We start from the raw sequence: 15,319 nt of genomic DNA on the forward strand, positions 1-15,319 counted from the left end.
TTTTTGAAACACCGCCCGATTTCTAACATTATTTTATTTTGGTTATGTGTAGTTTAAGTGGGGCTTGAAAGAATAAAATCGAGAAAGCTTCCGATACAAGCGTCGATTCACAATCGCCTGAATGTGGGACCTATTCAAGTTTCGATATTGGCTGTTTTATACGAGATGTTGATGTATGCGATGGATTCAACTACCGCTATGGAACGCACGTTAAAGAGTTAGGTGATTAGTTGTCGGATGACTTTCGAAAGACGGAACATTCCTTTCTCCAGGTCAGCTAAAGAAGCGTAGGAATAAGAAAGGCGAAGGTACTGGGCTGCATGCTTATCATAGACATTTCCTGGATTTAATAGAATTCCATGCTCTAATGATTTTTCAAAAAGTTCCCGTATGGAGATTGAAGGCAATATGCGCAGCCATATATAAAAACCACCTCTAGGAACAGTCCAGGTCGCAATATCGGAAAAATACCTCTGTAATAAATCAATCATGATCTCTCTTCGAACCTTCAATTCTTTTCTGACCTCTTCCAAATGTTGATGATAGAGCCCGCTTGCTAGCCATTCCGCAACTGCCCATTGAGACAAGGAACTGGATCCGTAATCGGTTTGCATTTTAATATCCGCCAATCGCTCAATAACAGGCTTCGGTCCGACTATCCAGCCGATTCTCAGACCGGGACTCAATGTTTTCGACATGCTCCCAAGATATAAAACAAGCCCATTTTTATCGATGGCTTTCAATGGTGGGGGAGGCGGTGAATCGAGCCAGAGTTCTCGGTATACGTCATCTTCAATAATCGGCAGCCGCTCCTTTTCGCATACATCGATCAGTTTTCTCCGTCTTTCTTCGGACATCAAAATTCCTGTTGGATTATGAAAGGACGGAATTGTATAAAGCAATGAAGCATTTTGCCGCTTTTTTTGTTCCGAAATCTTATTTGCTTGAATTCCATGCTCATCTAAAGGAAGTCCAAATAATCGCATTTCGACAGATTGAAATACATGCAGGGAATACAGGTACGATGGTTTTTCCAGAAAGATCGTAGCACCTCGCCGCAATAGACCTATTGATATCAATTGCAATGCCTGCAGAGCTCCTGACACAATCAAAATGGAAGAAGGGGAAGCTTCAATCCCGATGGTTTTCAAATATCTACTGAGCTGTTCCCTGAGAAAAAGCAGCCCTTTCGGTTCCTCGTAGCCAAGTGAATCAATGTGCCCCGTCAGCTTTTCAAATACTTGTTTCATCATCTCACGTGGAAATAAATCTGGAGAAAGCTCTCCTGTTCCTAGCCGGATGATATTTGAATCAAACTCTGCTTTATTGATTTCCTGTATCGTAGGCAAATTAGGATAATAACTCCCCGCTTGCACATAGGAATTCCAGTCTGGGGGAGGGGTAGAGGTCATCAAAGACCACGAATTGTTAATAATCTTGGTACCGCTCCCTCTTTTTCCTTCCAGCAATCCATCAGCAATCAATTCTTCCATAGCCGCCACGACCGTACTGCGGTTCACTCCGAATACTTTGGCCAATGTGCGTTGAGGAGGGATTTTTGTCCCTAAAGTCCATTCTCCTGTTTCAATCTTTTCTTTAATATATTCTTTGATCTGGATATAAAGGGGAACTGGAATCGATTTGTCCGGCTTCCAATCTAATTCATTCATGAAAAAATACTCTCCCTTTACAATCATATGAGTCGATTATACAACTTGGTTGGTATTGAATCCATCCAATTGGTTGGAGACAATAATCGATTTCCGAGTAAAATTGTATTCATATGCTATACAATAGGAGGGATTGGAATGGCGGAAGCCTTTATTCACGGACTTATTCTTGCATTTGGACTTATTCTTCCTCTTGGCGTCCAAAACGTTTTTATTTTTCATCAAGGAGCTCTTCAGAAACACTTCATTCATGCGCTCCCAGCCGTTTTAACTGCATCACTATGTGATACACTTTTAATCATCCTTGCTGTTTTCGGAGTATCTATTATGGTCTTGGGTTCTTTTTTGATCAAAACGATTATGCTGTGCTTAGGGATTTTATTTTTGTTATACATGGGATGGAGCACTTGGAAAAGTACCCCTTCTGCTGTTAAAGAGAATAACGGAAAAACAGCTAAGGAAACTTTTACACCATTCAAACAAGTTGTGTTTTCAGCATCGGTCTCGCTGCTCAATCCACATGCGATCATGGATACGATTGGCGTGATCGGAACGAGTTCACTTCAATACAATGAAGGGGAAAAAGCAGCTTTTGCACTTGCCTGTATTCTAGTTTCCTGGATCTGGTTTGCGGGGCTGGCTTTGGCAGGGCGGAGAATAGGGGATCTAGATCAATCTGGACGTTTGATGAGTGCTTTCAACAAAATTTCCGCGCTCGTCATGTGGGGAGCAGCGATTTATATTGGATTCACACTGGCAAAATAAAAACAGGAGTTTACAGTAGAGGTTTCATTACTCCAAATAGTAAACTCTTGTAAGTCTATGAAACAGGATAATAAACTAAAAGAAAAAACCCAGTTGCTGATTACTATAATAATCGGGAGACCAATAACTAGGAGAAAATTTTTTTGCGGAGTTGAAGGGAGGAGATAGGATTGAAACACCCGTATGCTCATTATCGTTCTTTATTTCCTGTTTTAGCATCGAAAATCCATCTGGCGAGCTGTTCGCAAGGAGCCATTTCAAAAACTGTGTCCGAATCGATTGAAGCGTATATGAATAGTTTGCTAACGACGGGGGTTAATTGGAATCAAGCAATAAAAGTAGTTGAACAGGCAAAATACCGTTTTGCAAAATTAATCGGTGCTGAACCTAATGAAATTGCTGTATTATGCTCGGTCTCTGACATTTTTTCTGCTATCGCCTCTTCACTTTCTTTTGAAAAAGGGAAAAATATCATTGTGACGACAGATATGGACTTTCCAACCGCCGGTCATGTATGGCTCGCTCAGGAGAAATTTGGAGCAAAGGTCAGATTTATTCCTTCTCAACAAGGAGTCATTCCTTTAGAATATTATGAACGTTATGTAACGTCTGACACACTTGTCACATCCATTTCCCATGTCTGTTATTACAACGGTTTTAAACAAGATCTCAAAGCGATTGCAGACATTGTTCATCGTAAAGGTTCACTTCTTTTTGTTGATGCATATCAATCTGCTGGACAGGTGCCTATTGATGTAAAGAAAATGGATATCGACATATTGGCAGCAGGAACAAGGAAATACTTGTTAGGTATTACGGGAATATCCTTCCTATACATAAAAGCTGAATTGGCAGAGAAATGGAAGCCGCGCGTCACAGGATGGTTTGGTCAGGAGGATCATTCGAAATTCAATGTTCATCAAATTATACCAGCAGCTGGAACACGTCGTTTTGAGACTGGAACGCCTTCTTTTATAAGCGCTTATGCAGCAGCTGCCGCTATTCGTTTACTTCTTGAAATAGGAGTGGAGAATATATCTTCTTATTTAAACCTATTAGCTCAATTCGCATTAGATTATGGACAAGAAAAAGGATTACACACTGTTACTCCTTTATCGGCTCACAAAAGAGGCGGCATAACTGCTTTTTATGTAAAAAATGCTGGGCAAATAGAATCGATCTTGAAAGAGAGAAATATCATTGTTTCTGCTAGAAACGACGTCATCCGAATCGCTCCTCATTTTTACAATACGCAGGATGATATTCGGCAAGCAATTGACGAGCTAACAACTGTTTTAACAGCGAATAAATAAGCAGCACAGGTCTAGGTACTGAAAGACTCGAAACTTTTGCATGGTTCCAATAACAATATATGAGTGGTTTAAAGCGGACAAAAGATTTGTGTGAATAGTCTATTTTTAACTTTATAGTGCAAAATTCAGCTAGTTTCATAACTAATGTCTTAACAGTTTTTTTCGGCTCCATTCAACGATCTGATGGAGCTTCAGTTTATTATTAAAAATGATTATTTGCAAATCGCAAATAATATAGTATAAATAAATATAGAGGTGAAAAAATGGAAAACGTTAGAGAGCTTTTTCAAGTGATGACACGTCGTTTTGGATTGCTGAATAAAAATTGCTGTTCTATTGATGGTGTTGATATTTCTCTCGTTCAAAGCCATATTCTATATGAAATTGATAAAAGAGAATACCCTTCTATGCAACAAGTGGCCGAAGTATTGGGAATGGATATTACGACATTCAGCAGACAGATTCAAAATTTGGTCAAAAAGGGTTTAGTAAAAAAAACGCCGCTCCCTGAAGATCGAAGAGTATACACGTTATCTCTAACCAACGAGGGAAAATTTATAGCAACAACTATCGATCGAGAAATCAGACAATATTTAGAAGAGGTATTTTCACACATGACGGAATTTGAGAAAGAAACAGTAATTCGTTCGATTAAATTGTTGAATGAGTGCATGGGAAAATCGAGCGTATGTTGCAAACCATTATTTTAAGGCAAGCTATCTTGGCTTGCCAATTCGTTAAACTTATATTTGCATTTTTCAAATAAAATAAAAGAGATAAGATTATTCGAAAATTTCTTTCTGTTTCGTTGGAATGAACTCTTTTATTTTTAGTATTTTGATTGTTATTCACTTTTTAGATAGATATATTCAGGCTTGAAAAATACGGATTGAAAGTCAAGCTATGCAAAGTAATGGCGAAAGGAGAGATAAAGATTAAAAAGGAAACATGAGAGAAGATTTACAGGACACCTTTTACTATTTGCTTTTGGGTTCAGGCGTTGGAGCCGTTATTCATGGCGCTGTACCGACAGAATGAATTTCAATCTAAATGGGGGTGTATTGCTGCAATCATCGAAAATCCTTGGAATGTCCGTCTTTTCGTGATTCCTATCTCGCCAATGTTGATTACAATGAGCATGACATTGCATTGATGATTAACTGAGAAGCTGCAAGCTTACCGGGATATCAATATTGCACAGTATCTTTAAAAAAAAACTAGTCTTTGCGTTTGTAGGCTCTGTCATGACGATGGCAGGGTTATTAGGATTTTTATTCTATCTTATTTAAGGAGTGATCACTTATGAATCACATGAATAACGATCAAATCCGGCAAAATGTCCGAAACCGCTATAAGAAAATTGCGATGCAGGAAGTGAATTCTGGGGGGTGTTGTTCAGTCAGTTCCGGAGGTTGTGGTACACCTAAGGAGGTATCGGCAAAACTAGGTTATTCGGATGAGGAATTATCTGCCGTACCAGAAGGAGCCAATCTTGGACTTGGCTGCGGCAACCCGCTGGCAATTACGGAATTGAAACCTGGAGAAGTAGCGTTGGATCTTGGTAGCGGTGCTGGATTTGATTGCTTTCTGGCGGCACAACAGGTTGGAGAAACCGGCCGCATCATTGGTGTAGATATGACGCCAGAAATGATCAGCAAAGCTCGGAATAATGCTGCCAAGAATGGTTATACCAACACCGAATTTCGATTAGGAGAGATTGAACATTTACCGGTTGCAGATGGTACGGTTGATGTTATTATTTCCAATTGTGTCATTAATCTTTCTCCAGATAAGCCCCAAGTGTTCAAGGAAGCCTATCGTGTGCTGAAACCAGGTGGTCGCCTCGTCATTTCCGACGTTGTAGCGACAGCAGAGCTTCCATCGGAAATCAAAAACAATATGGATGTCTTGTATTCGAGCTGCGTATCAGGAGCAGCATCAATTAGAGAACTGGAATCATTGTTGCAACAGAGTGGATTCACACATATCACCATTGAACCGAAAGATGAATCGAAGGAGTTTATCAAAGACTGGGTGCCTGGAGCGAACTTCGAAGATTACATAGTTTCTGCGGTCATAAAAGCAATGAAACCTTAAAAAACGCGGTGTAACAGATCAGAAACCGTACCGTTATGGATGTTGCCCTTCTACATTTAATCGTAAGTGTTGTTTTTGTGACATAGAAAAGGCAGTAGGGCGATTCCTAGTGCCTTTTCTATATAAAAAATAAGGAGAGATTAAATATGAACATTCGCAGCTTTTACAAAGAGGATTGGCTGCAAGTGAAGGAAATTTACGAGCAAGGAATTGCGACAGGACAAGCAACGTTTGAAACGACAGTGCCATCATTCGAAAAATGGGAGTCGACAATTGCGGAAAACTTGTGTCTGGTTGCTGAAGATGAAAAAGGTATTCAAGGCTGGTGTAAGATCAGTAAAGTATCAGATCGCTGCGTATATGCAGGAGTAGGAGAGGTGAGTGTGTATGTTCGAGATGTGAGCCGAGGAAATGGTGTTGGAAAACAACTTCTACAAGCCATGATCAAAGAATCGGAAGCAAAAGGATTTTGGACATTAAATGCAGGGATTTTCCCTGAAAACATACCAAGCTTACGTTTACATCAAAGTGTTGGATTTCGTGAAGTTGGTATACGACAACGTTTAGGAAAGTTAAATGGCGTATGGCGTGATGTTGTATTCCTTGAACGCCGCAGCAAAATTGTGGGTATAGATTAATCGTTGCTTTAAAAAAATGATAAACATTTCATAGTTTTCTAAAACACTTTCAAGAGTTTCTAAATGCTCCTTCTCTTTTTCTTTAGCAACGGAATAAAATATTCTTTCAACGGTTGTATAAGGTATTTTTTCCTTTCGACTCACTTCTTGGATAGTAGAGCCAATGCACATTTCGTACAGATATTCTCTGTACCGATTGGTCTGATGCTTATTAGGACTGATAGATTCAAATGTTTGTGAAAATACCTCATTACAGTTGTGACAACGGTATCTATACACTCTGACAAATAAGAAAAGGGGCTTACCTAATACGGACAAGTCACGAACCTTTCTTGTCCGCCAGTCATGGACATGACTAGAAAAAAAACCGCAGTAAGAACAGCGTTCTTCTGTAGTATTTTTCTCAACATGTAACAAATTGCAATCTTCAAGAAACACTTGTTTAACAACTTCAAATTCTGGCAAATCTAGTGATACGGAAAACACTTTAGAACCTCCTGTTATGTTAAGTGACGCTAACATTATTGCCAGGAATTCGTGAGTGTTTTCCTTATTTTTTGGGTTAAATCACAAAATGTGGTGATGAATCAAATTTTATTTATTAGGCTAGGAAAAAACAAGGTATTCTCTTATGAGGTTAAGAGGTTCCCTATCTGCATAGATATGGAATATGTTAAAATGCTGTTAGCTGTAAGGTGGGATATAAAAAAGTGAGTAAAAGAAAAATATTGGTAGTTGACGATAATGAAGATATTTGTCTTACGATCAAACAATATTTGGAGCTTTATAATTATATGGTTGAAATTGCACACAGCGGCACGGAGGCGTTGAAAATGATCAGCGGCGATTTTGATTTGATTATATTGGATATTATGATGGAAGGCATTGACGGAATGGAATTGTGTAGTATTATCCGTGATAGAGTGGATTGCCCCATTATATTTGTCAGTGCAAAAACGCTGGAGGAAGATAAGGTTCAAGCTTTGTCTATCGGTGGGGATGACTACATAACCAAACCCTTTGGTTTAAAGGAGTTAAAAGCAAGAATCGATTCCCACTTAAGAAGGGAAGAGCGGATCCGTTCGAATGAGAGATATCTTTTAAGTTCTAAAAATATTACCATTGATCTTTTGGCCAATGAGGTCTTTTGCAAAGGAGTTAAATTGCACTTAACAAAAAAAGAATATGAGATTATTAAATTGTTAATGTTGAATAAAAATGTGGTTTTTTCCAAAGAAAGAATTTTTGAACGTGTATGGGGATTGGATTCAGAAAGTCAGTTAGAAACGGTTACAGAGAGCATTAAAAATATTAGGAAGAAAATAAGAGCTTTAGATAAAGAAACTTCCTATATTAAAACATTATATGGATTAGGTTATAAATGGGATGTTACATATGAAAAAAGATAAAACAATAAAAAGAGATTTTTATTTATTGGTTGTTAAGATCTTCTTGTCAACCATTGTATCCTCACTTATTACTTATTTATGTTTATTATTATTCATATTTATGTTTACAAATAATAATACTATTAAGCCGACGAATTATTTTGTTAAATATCTCGATTTAATTGAAAAAAAGATTGAAGAAAACTCAGCATCAATTTTAATGGGGCGATTAATTGATACAAAGTCCTATAACGAAAAGATTCAAGGGGAAGTTTTGGACATCAACGGTAATCATATGTATGGTGATAAGGGAGTTGCTGGGGACAAAATAGATGTTGGTGAAGTTATAAATCATGAGATTGTAAAAGGAAGTTATGTTTACAGATTTATACCTATTAAACATGATAACTCTATTCAAGCGGTGTATGTGCTGAAAGCCCCTTTCGGATTCATCATTAATAATAATGATCGCCTCGGAATAGTGTTTATTTATGTTGTATTGTTGATTTCTCCGTTGATATTTTTTATTATATATTTAATTTTATTTACATCCAGGCTGTATAAATCATTGTTTAATAATATTAAAGTGTTGCTTCAGGCTGCCGATAAAATTTCGAACGGTGATTTTGATTTTAAAGTCTCGGGGCTGAAAAGAAAAGAGTTTATAAGGATACAGGATTCGTTTAATACAATGATCAGCGCCCTTAAAGAGATGATTGAAAGTTTATCAAAGATCGATGATGAACGGAAAATCATGGTGTCATCGATTGCCCACGATATAAGAACTCCATTAACCGTAATCCGAGGACAAATCGATTTAATTAATGATCTGAAGAACCAAGATCATTTTGATATTACTCCCCATTTGGATATTATCCGCAAGAATTGCAGCAAAATGAGCATGCTTACAGACAATTTGTCGTTGCTATATAAAGTGGAAAAAGCACACTTCTTATTGAATATTAAAAGAATTGATTTAAACAAAATGCTTAATGAGAAAAAGCAAGAAATATCAACAATGGTCTATAATAAAAAATCCGTAAACATTTATTTTGATGTGAATTTAAGGAAACAATTTTATTTTCTTGACGAAGCCATGTTAATGAGGGTTTTGGATAATATTTTATATAACAGCCTGAGATTTACAACGAGCGGGGAAATTAAACTTGAAGTGCGTGATGAAGCAGACGGACACGACACCAAAATCTATTTTAAATGTTCAGACACAGGGACAGGATTTAAGGAAAAAGATACGTCTCTGTTGTTCAAGGCATTTTATCAGAATGAACAATATAAAAATCATTTTGGTTTAGGCCTTTATATCGCAAAAAAAATTGTAAACAATTATGATGGGGAGATTTGGGCTTACAACAATGAAAACGGCGGAGCAACCGTTGAGTTTTATATTAAGGAGATATCAAACTATCCCCAAATTTCACAACCTTCCAACAACCCTAGTAAATGAAGATGGGCGTTGGCGGCGGAAGAAAGGCTAGAGAAAGGGTTGCATATCCCCATCTTTCTCTAGCTGCTGTCTACTTATTTGAGATTATACGGGTTGTTATAAGCTCTATTTCTTATCGCAACGTTGAGATTCATTTTCTTTTCGCAATTAGAAATTGATTGTTGATTGTTACGGCCACTTCTTCTTCCGGGCTTACGCCTTTTATGCTGTATACCCAACCAAAGTTCAAGTGAGTTCTTTTTTCATCTTTTTTATCAGGAACAATTTCGATCTTTCTCAGCTCTTTTTTGCTTAGGATTTGATGATGCTCATTAATGGTAATCGTTTCTGTTACTTTCCCAATCGGTTTGTTCAATTGACGTCGATCTACTTTTGACGCTTGAATGACATAGGTTCGGCCTTGATAGCTAATTTCTTTTAAATTTTTCTTGTTCAGTTCGTATTTTGGCAATGTTCGATCGATCGCCATATTGTGTGATGCCGTTTTTTTCAGGTCGCTGAAAAGCGAACAACCTCCTAAGAATATGGTTCCAATCAGCATCAGGAATAAGATGGAATTTTTCATATCTGCTCTGAGACCTCCTTTTTTCAACATCATGCCTGGATGGAAGGTGAATCTTCATTCATGCGGTTTATTTCCTTCCCAACGATGAAACCAGATGGAACCGATGATCGTTACAACCATGAAGCATGTGATCGCAGGCACAATCCCTTTTAACAACTCTTGAAAATAGGAATTTGACAACTGCATTCCCAAGGCCTGTTTTACCTCGGGCATCAATAACATGGGGGCTTGCGAAAGGCGAACGGCCCAAGCCCATGGAATATAATTCCATATATAATCTCCTAAGACAGTTGCCCCGATGATAGCCGAAATAAGGAATCCTCCGCCTCCGATCGCTATAGATGCACCCATACCGAATGCAAAGCTGATAAGCATATGCATGGAAAAAAGAATTAGTGAGCCAACAACAGACAACAGCGCTCCTTGCAAAAACAAATCATAATGGATATTGTCTATGTTCAATATATATCTCATCCCTAACAACATAAGGAAAGTTGCCAAGAATATGTCCGCAATTGCTGCAAAAATCAGCAGAAAAAGTTTGCCTAAGTAAAATTTCGCTCTTGAAACAGGACCGGTCAACAAGTTCATAAAACTTCCCGATTTTTCTTCCTGGTATGAGATCAAACCGGTAAGCAGCGAGATAATAATAGGTAAAGAGACAGTCAATACCTCAAAAAAGCCTCCGTATATTTTAACTTGCCAAGAAGAAGGATCATTGTATCTGGAAAAATACCATAACATAAAGATTGGATAAATGACCGGCGTTACAAACACGATCAGTCTGATTGTTGTACGCCTTGTCTTTAACCATTCGGAAGACAGAACCTGCAGAAAAGACATTTCAGTTCACCTCTTTTCTCGAAAACCAAAATGCTGTAGCAAAAGACAATAAAAGAAAAATGACAATGGAGATGGCAATTCCCATTGGAATAACGGAAGGATCCAATAAAGGGCTTCCTTTTTCCAAAGGAACTCCGTTCGGATGAACCCCCACAATTGGGCACATCAGTCTCATTCCCCAGCTCCATGGAATATACATCCAGTACGATTCTGAAGCCATTACTACTCCTAATACAATCCCTATCACACTTACAATAATGGAAATCACTATTCCGAATCGTTCTGCAAAAAACAACCCTATAGGAATGTATGCTAAAGATGTGATCCAAATGGTAAGGCTGGCCAATATGACGACAGTTGCTGATGAAATACTGTTGGGCAAAATGAATTTTAATATGATTAGCAATAGAATGAATTCAATTGTTGAGAGCAATGTATAATAGGCAATTACAATGATTTTGCTGAACCATATGCGTATAATACTAATATCATAGCAACGTAAGGATCTATAGTTCCCCGACTTTTTTTCTCTCATTGCTGAAAGCGATGCGATCAATGACGTTCCTAACGGAGCAAATATTAACGGCCACCAATTAAATACGGTGTATTCGAAATAATTATATTCTGAATTAATCGTAGGCATGGTAATAATGGCGTACAGTACAAAGAAAAAAGGAGCAATATATACGAGTTTTTTGGCAAAAGTCCGCTTATATTTTAAACGTTCAGACTGTATCATATTCAGCATTATTCTCAGCCTCCTTCATAATCCGTTGACCACATCTATAAAGAGTTTTTCTAGATCTTGGTCTTCATCTATTTCTCCTTGATATTTAAGTTTTCCGTTTTGAATAATGCCGATATAATCCGCCAATTGTTTTACTTCCGTCAAAATATGGCTTGATAAGATTACAGTTATTCTTTGTTCTGGGAAAGATCTGATAAGTTTCCGCAATTCTTGTATACCCAGCGGATCAAGTCCGTTTGTCGGTTCGTCGAGAATAAGAAGTTTGGGATGATTTAAAAGTGCTTTGGCAATACCCAATCTCTGCTTCATACCAAAGGAAAACTGAGACACTTTCTTTTTTTCTGTATTTTCCAAACCAACAATTTTCAACACTTCTTTTATTCTTGAGTCAGGCAAATTCAGTAATTTTGCATGAACAAGTAAATTCTCATAGGCCGTTAAATTGCCGTAAAGAGCCGGTGATTCGATAAGCGCACCGATATCTTTAAGGTCTTTTCTGCTCCAAGGATGGCTATTTATCATAATTTCCCCTTTTGTAGGACGCAGAAGTCCTGTCAGCATTTTTAAAACAGTGGATTTTCCGGCTCCATTCGGTCCAAGCAATCCATAAATGGTATTTCTTTTGACCTTTATCGATACATTGTCTACCGCTAGTTGTTTGCCGAACGCTTTGCTTAAATGATGGGTTTCCAACATATACTCTCCCATGTTCATGCTCCTTTCATAATGAAAAATTTTATCGTGATGTTGCTTCTGGCTGGAATAAGGACAAACATAGCATGCTGTCTTCGTGCTATTTTTTATATTAATGCCTCAATCTAATGTTTTTGTAAGAAAAGGAACAAATTGATGATGTTTTCTGTGGATCGATCTCTTTCAATAAGGAGGCAAGACGCATAATGACTGGAACATCATGGAAGATATGTTTCAAGGAAGCGGGAGAAAAGTAGATATTGATGACGTGATGCTCAACGGAATCGGCTTTTTCGATGATTGAGTGCGCAAACAGCGAATCCACGGGAGACATGCGGCATTTTTCTATGCGTCGTCACCTTTCCGACTTCATGGGGAAAGGGCGGACAATGGGTGGGGCACCCAGTGGATTCAAGACAGTTTTCTACACAGGGTCCAGGCCACTGTTAAGCACAACGTTCTGTTCAACTGTTTGCGCCTATCCTTCATTATGGGAAGGAGAGGGAGATTTTCATGCCTAGGTGGAGAGCAAAAGTTGCTCATGGATGTTTTCTATGGTTTTCCTTAGAAGCAGTATAACCGGAGTGGGCGCCGCTTATGCGCAGGTTAACTTTTCAATGAGCATATATATAGTTAACCGATAGATACCAAACAGATTGATTTTGGCTTTGCAGATTATTTCGGAATGTTTGCGTTCCCTTCTGAACGAAGAATGAGCAGGCTGAAAAGGGTGAAACGGAAGGTGTTCCACAAGGGAGGACACCTTTTCTTCTTCCTAATGTATACGCATATTAAGTAATCATTTAGTGACAATATGTTGTGTTTTTGTTAGGATCAACAACCTTTTGAGACGATCAACTCCTGATTATTGTGTAAAAATTCGCTTTCGGTCTAGCAAATTTAGGTCTTGGAAAAATCAAACTACTTTTTGCCGTTTCTTTTTACACAAAATCTTGGACTTAACCCGGTGCGCCAGCTAACCCGGATACGTACAATGTGTTTTCCTTAATTATGCACCGCCGCAGCATCGCTGGTTCCCTTGTCGGCGGCCTTCGGGAAACGCAAGAGATGCTTGATTTCGCCGCTGAGCACGGCATTGTGCAAAAAATTGAAGTGATTCGCGCTGACCAAGTGGACGAAGCGTATGAACGTGTCCTCCGCAGCGATGTCCGTTACCGCTTTGTCATCGACATGTCGACATTATCGTGATGGCGAAATACGCATCCGTCGGAAAGGAGAGAAAAAATGGAAAACATCGAGATTATCCGTAACGGCGCACAGCCGTCCTCTAAAGGACAAGAAGAGTATTTTACCGGAAATGTCCGCATCGATCCGTTATTCCAAGATTAACCTAAATTCCGATCCAATAACCGTCCCGTTTGTTCGGCGATGACGCGTGCTGGGAGCGGCATCCCATTTTTGAACCACCATTCCACAATCCCGACGACGGCGGAAGCGAAAAATTGCAACACCACCTCTTCGTGCAATCCTTGATTTTTCCCGCCAGATACATCGACTTCCGGCTTGAATTCTTCGATGACCAGCTGTAAAAACCGATTGCGGAAATGTGGTGCCCCTTTGCTGGATAACATCGTCGAGAAAAATAGACGATGGCGTTCAAAGTACTCGTACCAGATATAGTTTCCTTCCTCAAACGTCAGATCGGAAGCCTCGCGGCAAAGCTTCCGTAAATTGTCCATATGTTCTTCAATCAGTTGATCCAATAAATCGTATTTGTCTGTGTAATGGAGATAAATCGTTCCCCGGTTCACATTGGCCCGGTCGGCAATCTCTTGGATCGTAATGTCGTCAAACGGTTTTTCCGCCATCAGTTCGATAACGGCTTTTTTAATGGCTTCTTGGCTTTTGATGATTCTGCGGTCGACTTTGGCCATGTTGAAATCACCAACCTCTCCTAAAGATAATCAATAACTTTCATTGATTTGTTGAATAATCAACGAATTCCATTCATTTAACGATTTGAACGCATTCGATTTCTTTTTATAATTATAAACAGATGTTGTTTATTCAATCAATATTGATTTTTGAGAGCGCATAATTAATGAAATAGCGTAAACGTATCCGTAAAAAAGGAGTGCACCTCTGAGAGGACGCAAAGCCTTGATACATCATTATTTCGAAAGGAAGGAATGAAATATGTCTAACAAGAAAGTCTGGTTTGTTACTGGTGCCGGGCGCGGCATGGGCGTCGAGATCGCCAAAGCCGCCCTAGACGCTGGCTACAACGTCGTTGCTACCGGCCGCAATCCCGAAAAGGTGGCTAAGGCTATCGGCGAGACCGGAAATCTGCTCGTTGCGAAGCTAGATGTTACGAATCCTGCAGATGCTGAGGCCGCCGTCAATGCAGCGGTTGACCGATTTGGAACGATCGATGTGCTTGTTAACAACGCCGCTAACTTTTATGGGGGCTTCTTCGAGGAACTGACACCGGAGCAGATTGGGCATCAACTCTCCACCAACCTCATCGGCCCGATGAACGTCACCCGCGCTGTGCTGCCGGTGATGCGTAAGCAACGTTCGGGGCACATCATCTCCATTTCATCGACCGCGGGCTTTGTCGGCTACGAGTATTGTTCCGCTTATGCTGCCTCGAAATTTGGCCTCGAGGGGTGGATGGAGTCACTGCGTTTCGAAGTCGAACCGTTCGGCATCAAGACGACCATCGTCAATCCGGGCTTTTTCCGCACTGAGCTTTTGCGGCCGGAATCGACGACTTGGGCAGCGCTGCGCATCGAGGACTACACCGAACGCAATGCCGAGCTGCGGCCTTGGTGGGAGTCGATGAATGGGAAACAGCCTGGTGATCCTGCTAAACTGGCCAAGGCGTTAGTGGCTATTGCTAGCCAAGAGGAACCGCCACGCCGTTTTATCGCCGGTACTGACGCCATCGCCGAAGCTGAGCGGAAGACCGCCGAGTTCCAAGAACAGATCAACGCATACTGTGACTTGTCGACTTCTCTGGCGCACGAGGAGGCATAATCAGCCAGAGGTGAAGTGAGTCTGTTAAGGATTCGGGGAGCGAAATGGGATTGGATGACCATGTATCATTTTGGCAAATGAAAAGCGGAGAGGCTAGCCTTGAGAGAACAGAAGATGTTTCGGCTAGCTTCTCT

At 39.7% G+C, this 15,319-nt stretch carries 15 protein-coding genes and 1 pseudogene; 9 read left to right on the forward strand and 7 right to left on the reverse strand.

Annotated features, from left to right (window positions below):
- Positions 1 to 218: 218 nt before the first annotated feature.
- Positions 219 to 1,670 carry a MocR-like pyridoxine biosynthesis transcription factor PdxR gene (gene pdxR, locus NSQ71_RS09125; RefSeq protein WP_144598540.1) on the reverse strand — a complete coding sequence of 484 codons (1,452 nt, stop codon included), beginning with the start codon at positions 1,668 to 1,670 and terminating at the stop codon, positions 219 to 221.
- A 138-nt stretch (positions 1,671 to 1,808) separates the two neighbouring features.
- Here pdxR and NSQ71_RS09130 point away from each other — a divergent pair, with 138 nt between their 5' ends.
- The 5 genes from NSQ71_RS09130 to NSQ71_RS09150 all read left to right on the forward strand — a co-directional run bounded on the left by NSQ71_RS09130 (position 1,809) and on the right by NSQ71_RS09150 (position 6,483).
- Positions 1,809 to 2,435: a LysE/ArgO family amino acid transporter gene (locus NSQ71_RS09130; protein WP_340733736.1), complete on the forward strand. Its 627-nt coding sequence runs from the start codon at positions 1,809 to 1,811 to the stop codon at positions 2,433 to 2,435.
- 170 nt (positions 2,436 to 2,605) lie between these two features.
- Positions 2,606 to 3,748: an aminotransferase class V-fold PLP-dependent enzyme gene (locus NSQ71_RS09135; protein ID WP_340733738.1), complete on the forward strand. Its 1,143-nt coding sequence runs from the start codon at positions 2,606 to 2,608 to the stop codon at positions 3,746 to 3,748.
- Between the two features lie 263 nt (positions 3,749 to 4,011).
- Positions 4,012 to 4,458 (forward strand): MarR family winged helix-turn-helix transcriptional regulator, encoded by a 447-nt coding sequence (locus tag NSQ71_RS09140; RefSeq protein WP_066251755.1) that lies wholly within the window; start codon positions 4,012 to 4,014, stop codon positions 4,456 to 4,458.
- A 592-nt stretch (positions 4,459 to 5,050) separates the two neighbouring features.
- Positions 5,051 to 5,845: an arsenite methyltransferase gene (locus tag NSQ71_RS09145; protein WP_066251753.1), complete on the forward strand. Its 795-nt coding sequence runs from the start codon at positions 5,051 to 5,053 to the stop codon at positions 5,843 to 5,845.
- A gap of 146 nt (positions 5,846 to 5,991) precedes the next feature.
- Positions 5,992 to 6,483: a GNAT family N-acetyltransferase gene (locus NSQ71_RS09150; protein WP_066251750.1), complete on the forward strand. Its 492-nt coding sequence runs from the start codon at positions 5,992 to 5,994 to the stop codon at positions 6,481 to 6,483.
- Here NSQ71_RS09150 and NSQ71_RS09155 read toward each other — a convergent pair.
- On the reverse strand, positions 6,418 to 6,969 hold the full coding sequence (locus NSQ71_RS09155; RefSeq protein ID WP_339192831.1) for a transposase family protein: 552 nt from the start codon (positions 6,967 to 6,969) through the stop codon (positions 6,418 to 6,420). The two genes, NSQ71_RS09150 and NSQ71_RS09155, sit on opposite strands and share 66 nt — an antisense overlap.
- 224 nt (positions 6,970 to 7,193) lie before the next feature.
- Here NSQ71_RS09155 and NSQ71_RS09160 point away from each other — a divergent pair, with 224 nt between their 5' ends.
- Positions 7,194 to 7,892 carry a response regulator transcription factor gene (locus NSQ71_RS09160; RefSeq protein ID WP_066248639.1) on the forward strand — a complete coding sequence of 233 codons (699 nt, stop codon included), beginning with the start codon at positions 7,194 to 7,196 and terminating at the stop codon, positions 7,890 to 7,892.
- Positions 7,879 to 9,336 (forward strand): sensor histidine kinase, encoded by a 1,458-nt coding sequence (locus NSQ71_RS09165; protein WP_066248637.1) that lies wholly within the window; start codon positions 7,879 to 7,881, stop codon positions 9,334 to 9,336. The genes NSQ71_RS09160 and NSQ71_RS09165 overlap by 14 nt, the downstream gene beginning before the upstream one ends.
- Positions 9,337 to 9,466: 130 nt before the next feature.
- On the opposite strand, the gene NSQ71_RS09170 is transcribed toward NSQ71_RS09165, so the two are convergent.
- The 4 genes from NSQ71_RS09170 to NSQ71_RS09185 are packed head-to-tail and all read right to left on the reverse strand — an operon-like array spanning position 9,467 to position 12,200.
- Positions 9,467 to 9,901 carry a NisI/SpaI family lantibiotic immunity lipoprotein gene (locus NSQ71_RS09170; RefSeq protein ID WP_094245851.1) on the reverse strand — a complete coding sequence of 145 codons (435 nt, stop codon included), beginning with the start codon at positions 9,899 to 9,901 and terminating at the stop codon, positions 9,467 to 9,469.
- Positions 9,902 to 9,955: 54 nt separating this feature from the next.
- On the reverse strand, positions 9,956 to 10,744 hold the full coding sequence (locus tag NSQ71_RS09175; protein WP_066248632.1) for a lantibiotic immunity ABC transporter MutG family permease subunit: 789 nt from the start codon (positions 10,742 to 10,744) through the stop codon (positions 9,956 to 9,958).
- Position 10,745: 1 nt separating this feature from the next.
- Positions 10,746 to 11,492, reverse strand: coding sequence for a lantibiotic immunity ABC transporter MutE/EpiE family permease subunit (locus NSQ71_RS09180; protein ID WP_066248629.1), 747 nt, complete (start codon positions 11,490 to 11,492; stop codon positions 10,746 to 10,748).
- A 15-nt stretch (positions 11,493 to 11,507) separates the two neighbouring features.
- Positions 11,508 to 12,200: a lantibiotic protection ABC transporter ATP-binding protein gene (locus NSQ71_RS09185; protein WP_340733748.1), complete on the reverse strand. Its 693-nt coding sequence runs from the start codon at positions 12,198 to 12,200 to the stop codon at positions 11,508 to 11,510.
- Between the two features lie 951 nt (positions 12,201 to 13,151).
- On the opposite strand from NSQ71_RS09185, the pseudogene NSQ71_RS09190 reads away from it, so the two are divergent.
- Positions 13,152 to 13,394, forward strand: a pseudogene (locus NSQ71_RS09190) (alcohol dehydrogenase); the annotation flags it as partial.
- A gap of 137 nt (positions 13,395 to 13,531) precedes the next feature.
- Here the strand turns inward: NSQ71_RS09190 and NSQ71_RS09195 are convergent.
- Positions 13,532 to 14,080, reverse strand: a complete 549-nt coding sequence (locus NSQ71_RS09195; RefSeq protein ID WP_066248622.1) for a TetR/AcrR family transcriptional regulator — start codon at positions 14,078 to 14,080, stop codon at positions 13,532 to 13,534.
- A 262-nt stretch (positions 14,081 to 14,342) separates the two neighbouring features.
- Here NSQ71_RS09195 and NSQ71_RS09200 point away from each other — a divergent pair, with 262 nt between their 5' ends.
- Positions 14,343 to 15,185, forward strand: a complete 843-nt coding sequence (locus NSQ71_RS09200) for an SDR family NAD(P)-dependent oxidoreductase (RefSeq protein ID WP_066248619.1) — start codon at positions 14,343 to 14,345, stop codon at positions 15,183 to 15,185.
- Positions 15,186 to 15,319 lie beyond the last annotated feature (134 nt).

The organism is Aeribacillus sp. FSL M8-0235, from assembly GCF_038000355.1.
GTDB classification, from domain to species: Bacteria; Bacillota; Bacilli; order Bacillales; family Aeribacillaceae; genus Aeribacillus; species Aeribacillus composti.

Bases quoted from the DNA above. Each gene is read 5' to 3' on its own strand.
- pdxR (WP_144598540.1), bottom strand. From the start codon at position 1,670: ATGAATGAATTAGATTGGAAGCCGGACAAATCGATTCCAGTTCCCCTT.
- NSQ71_RS09130 (WP_340733736.1), top strand. From the start codon at position 1,809: ATGGCGGAAGCCTTTATTCACGGACTTATTCTTGCATTTGGACTTATT.
- NSQ71_RS09140 (WP_066251755.1), top strand. From the start codon at position 4,012: ATGGAAAACGTTAGAGAGCTTTTTCAAGTGATGACACGTCGTTTTGGA.
- NSQ71_RS09145 (WP_066251753.1), top strand. From the start codon at position 5,051: ATGAATCACATGAATAACGATCAAATCCGGCAAAATGTCCGAAACCGC.
- NSQ71_RS09150 (WP_066251750.1), top strand. From the start codon at position 5,992: ATGAACATTCGCAGCTTTTACAAAGAGGATTGGCTGCAAGTGAAGGAA.
- NSQ71_RS09165 (WP_066248637.1), top strand. From the start codon at position 7,879: ATGAAAAAAGATAAAACAATAAAAAGAGATTTTTATTTATTGGTTGTT.
- NSQ71_RS09170 (WP_094245851.1), bottom strand. From the start codon at position 9,901: ATGAAAAATTCCATCTTATTCCTGATGCTGATTGGAACCATATTCTTA.
- NSQ71_RS09175 (WP_066248632.1), bottom strand. From the start codon at position 10,744: ATGTCTTTTCTGCAGGTTCTGTCTTCCGAATGGTTAAAGACAAGGCGT.
- NSQ71_RS09180 (WP_066248629.1), bottom strand. From the start codon at position 11,492: ATGCTGAATATGATACAGTCTGAACGTTTAAAATATAAGCGGACTTTT.
- NSQ71_RS09185 (WP_340733748.1), bottom strand. From the start codon at position 12,200: ATGGGAGAGTATATGTTGGAAACCCATCATTTAAGCAAAGCGTTCGGC.
- NSQ71_RS09195 (WP_066248622.1), bottom strand. From the start codon at position 14,080: ATGGCCAAAGTCGACCGCAGAATCATCAAAAGCCAAGAAGCCATTAAA.
- NSQ71_RS09200 (WP_066248619.1), top strand. From the start codon at position 14,343: ATGTCTAACAAGAAAGTCTGGTTTGTTACTGGTGCCGGGCGCGGCATG.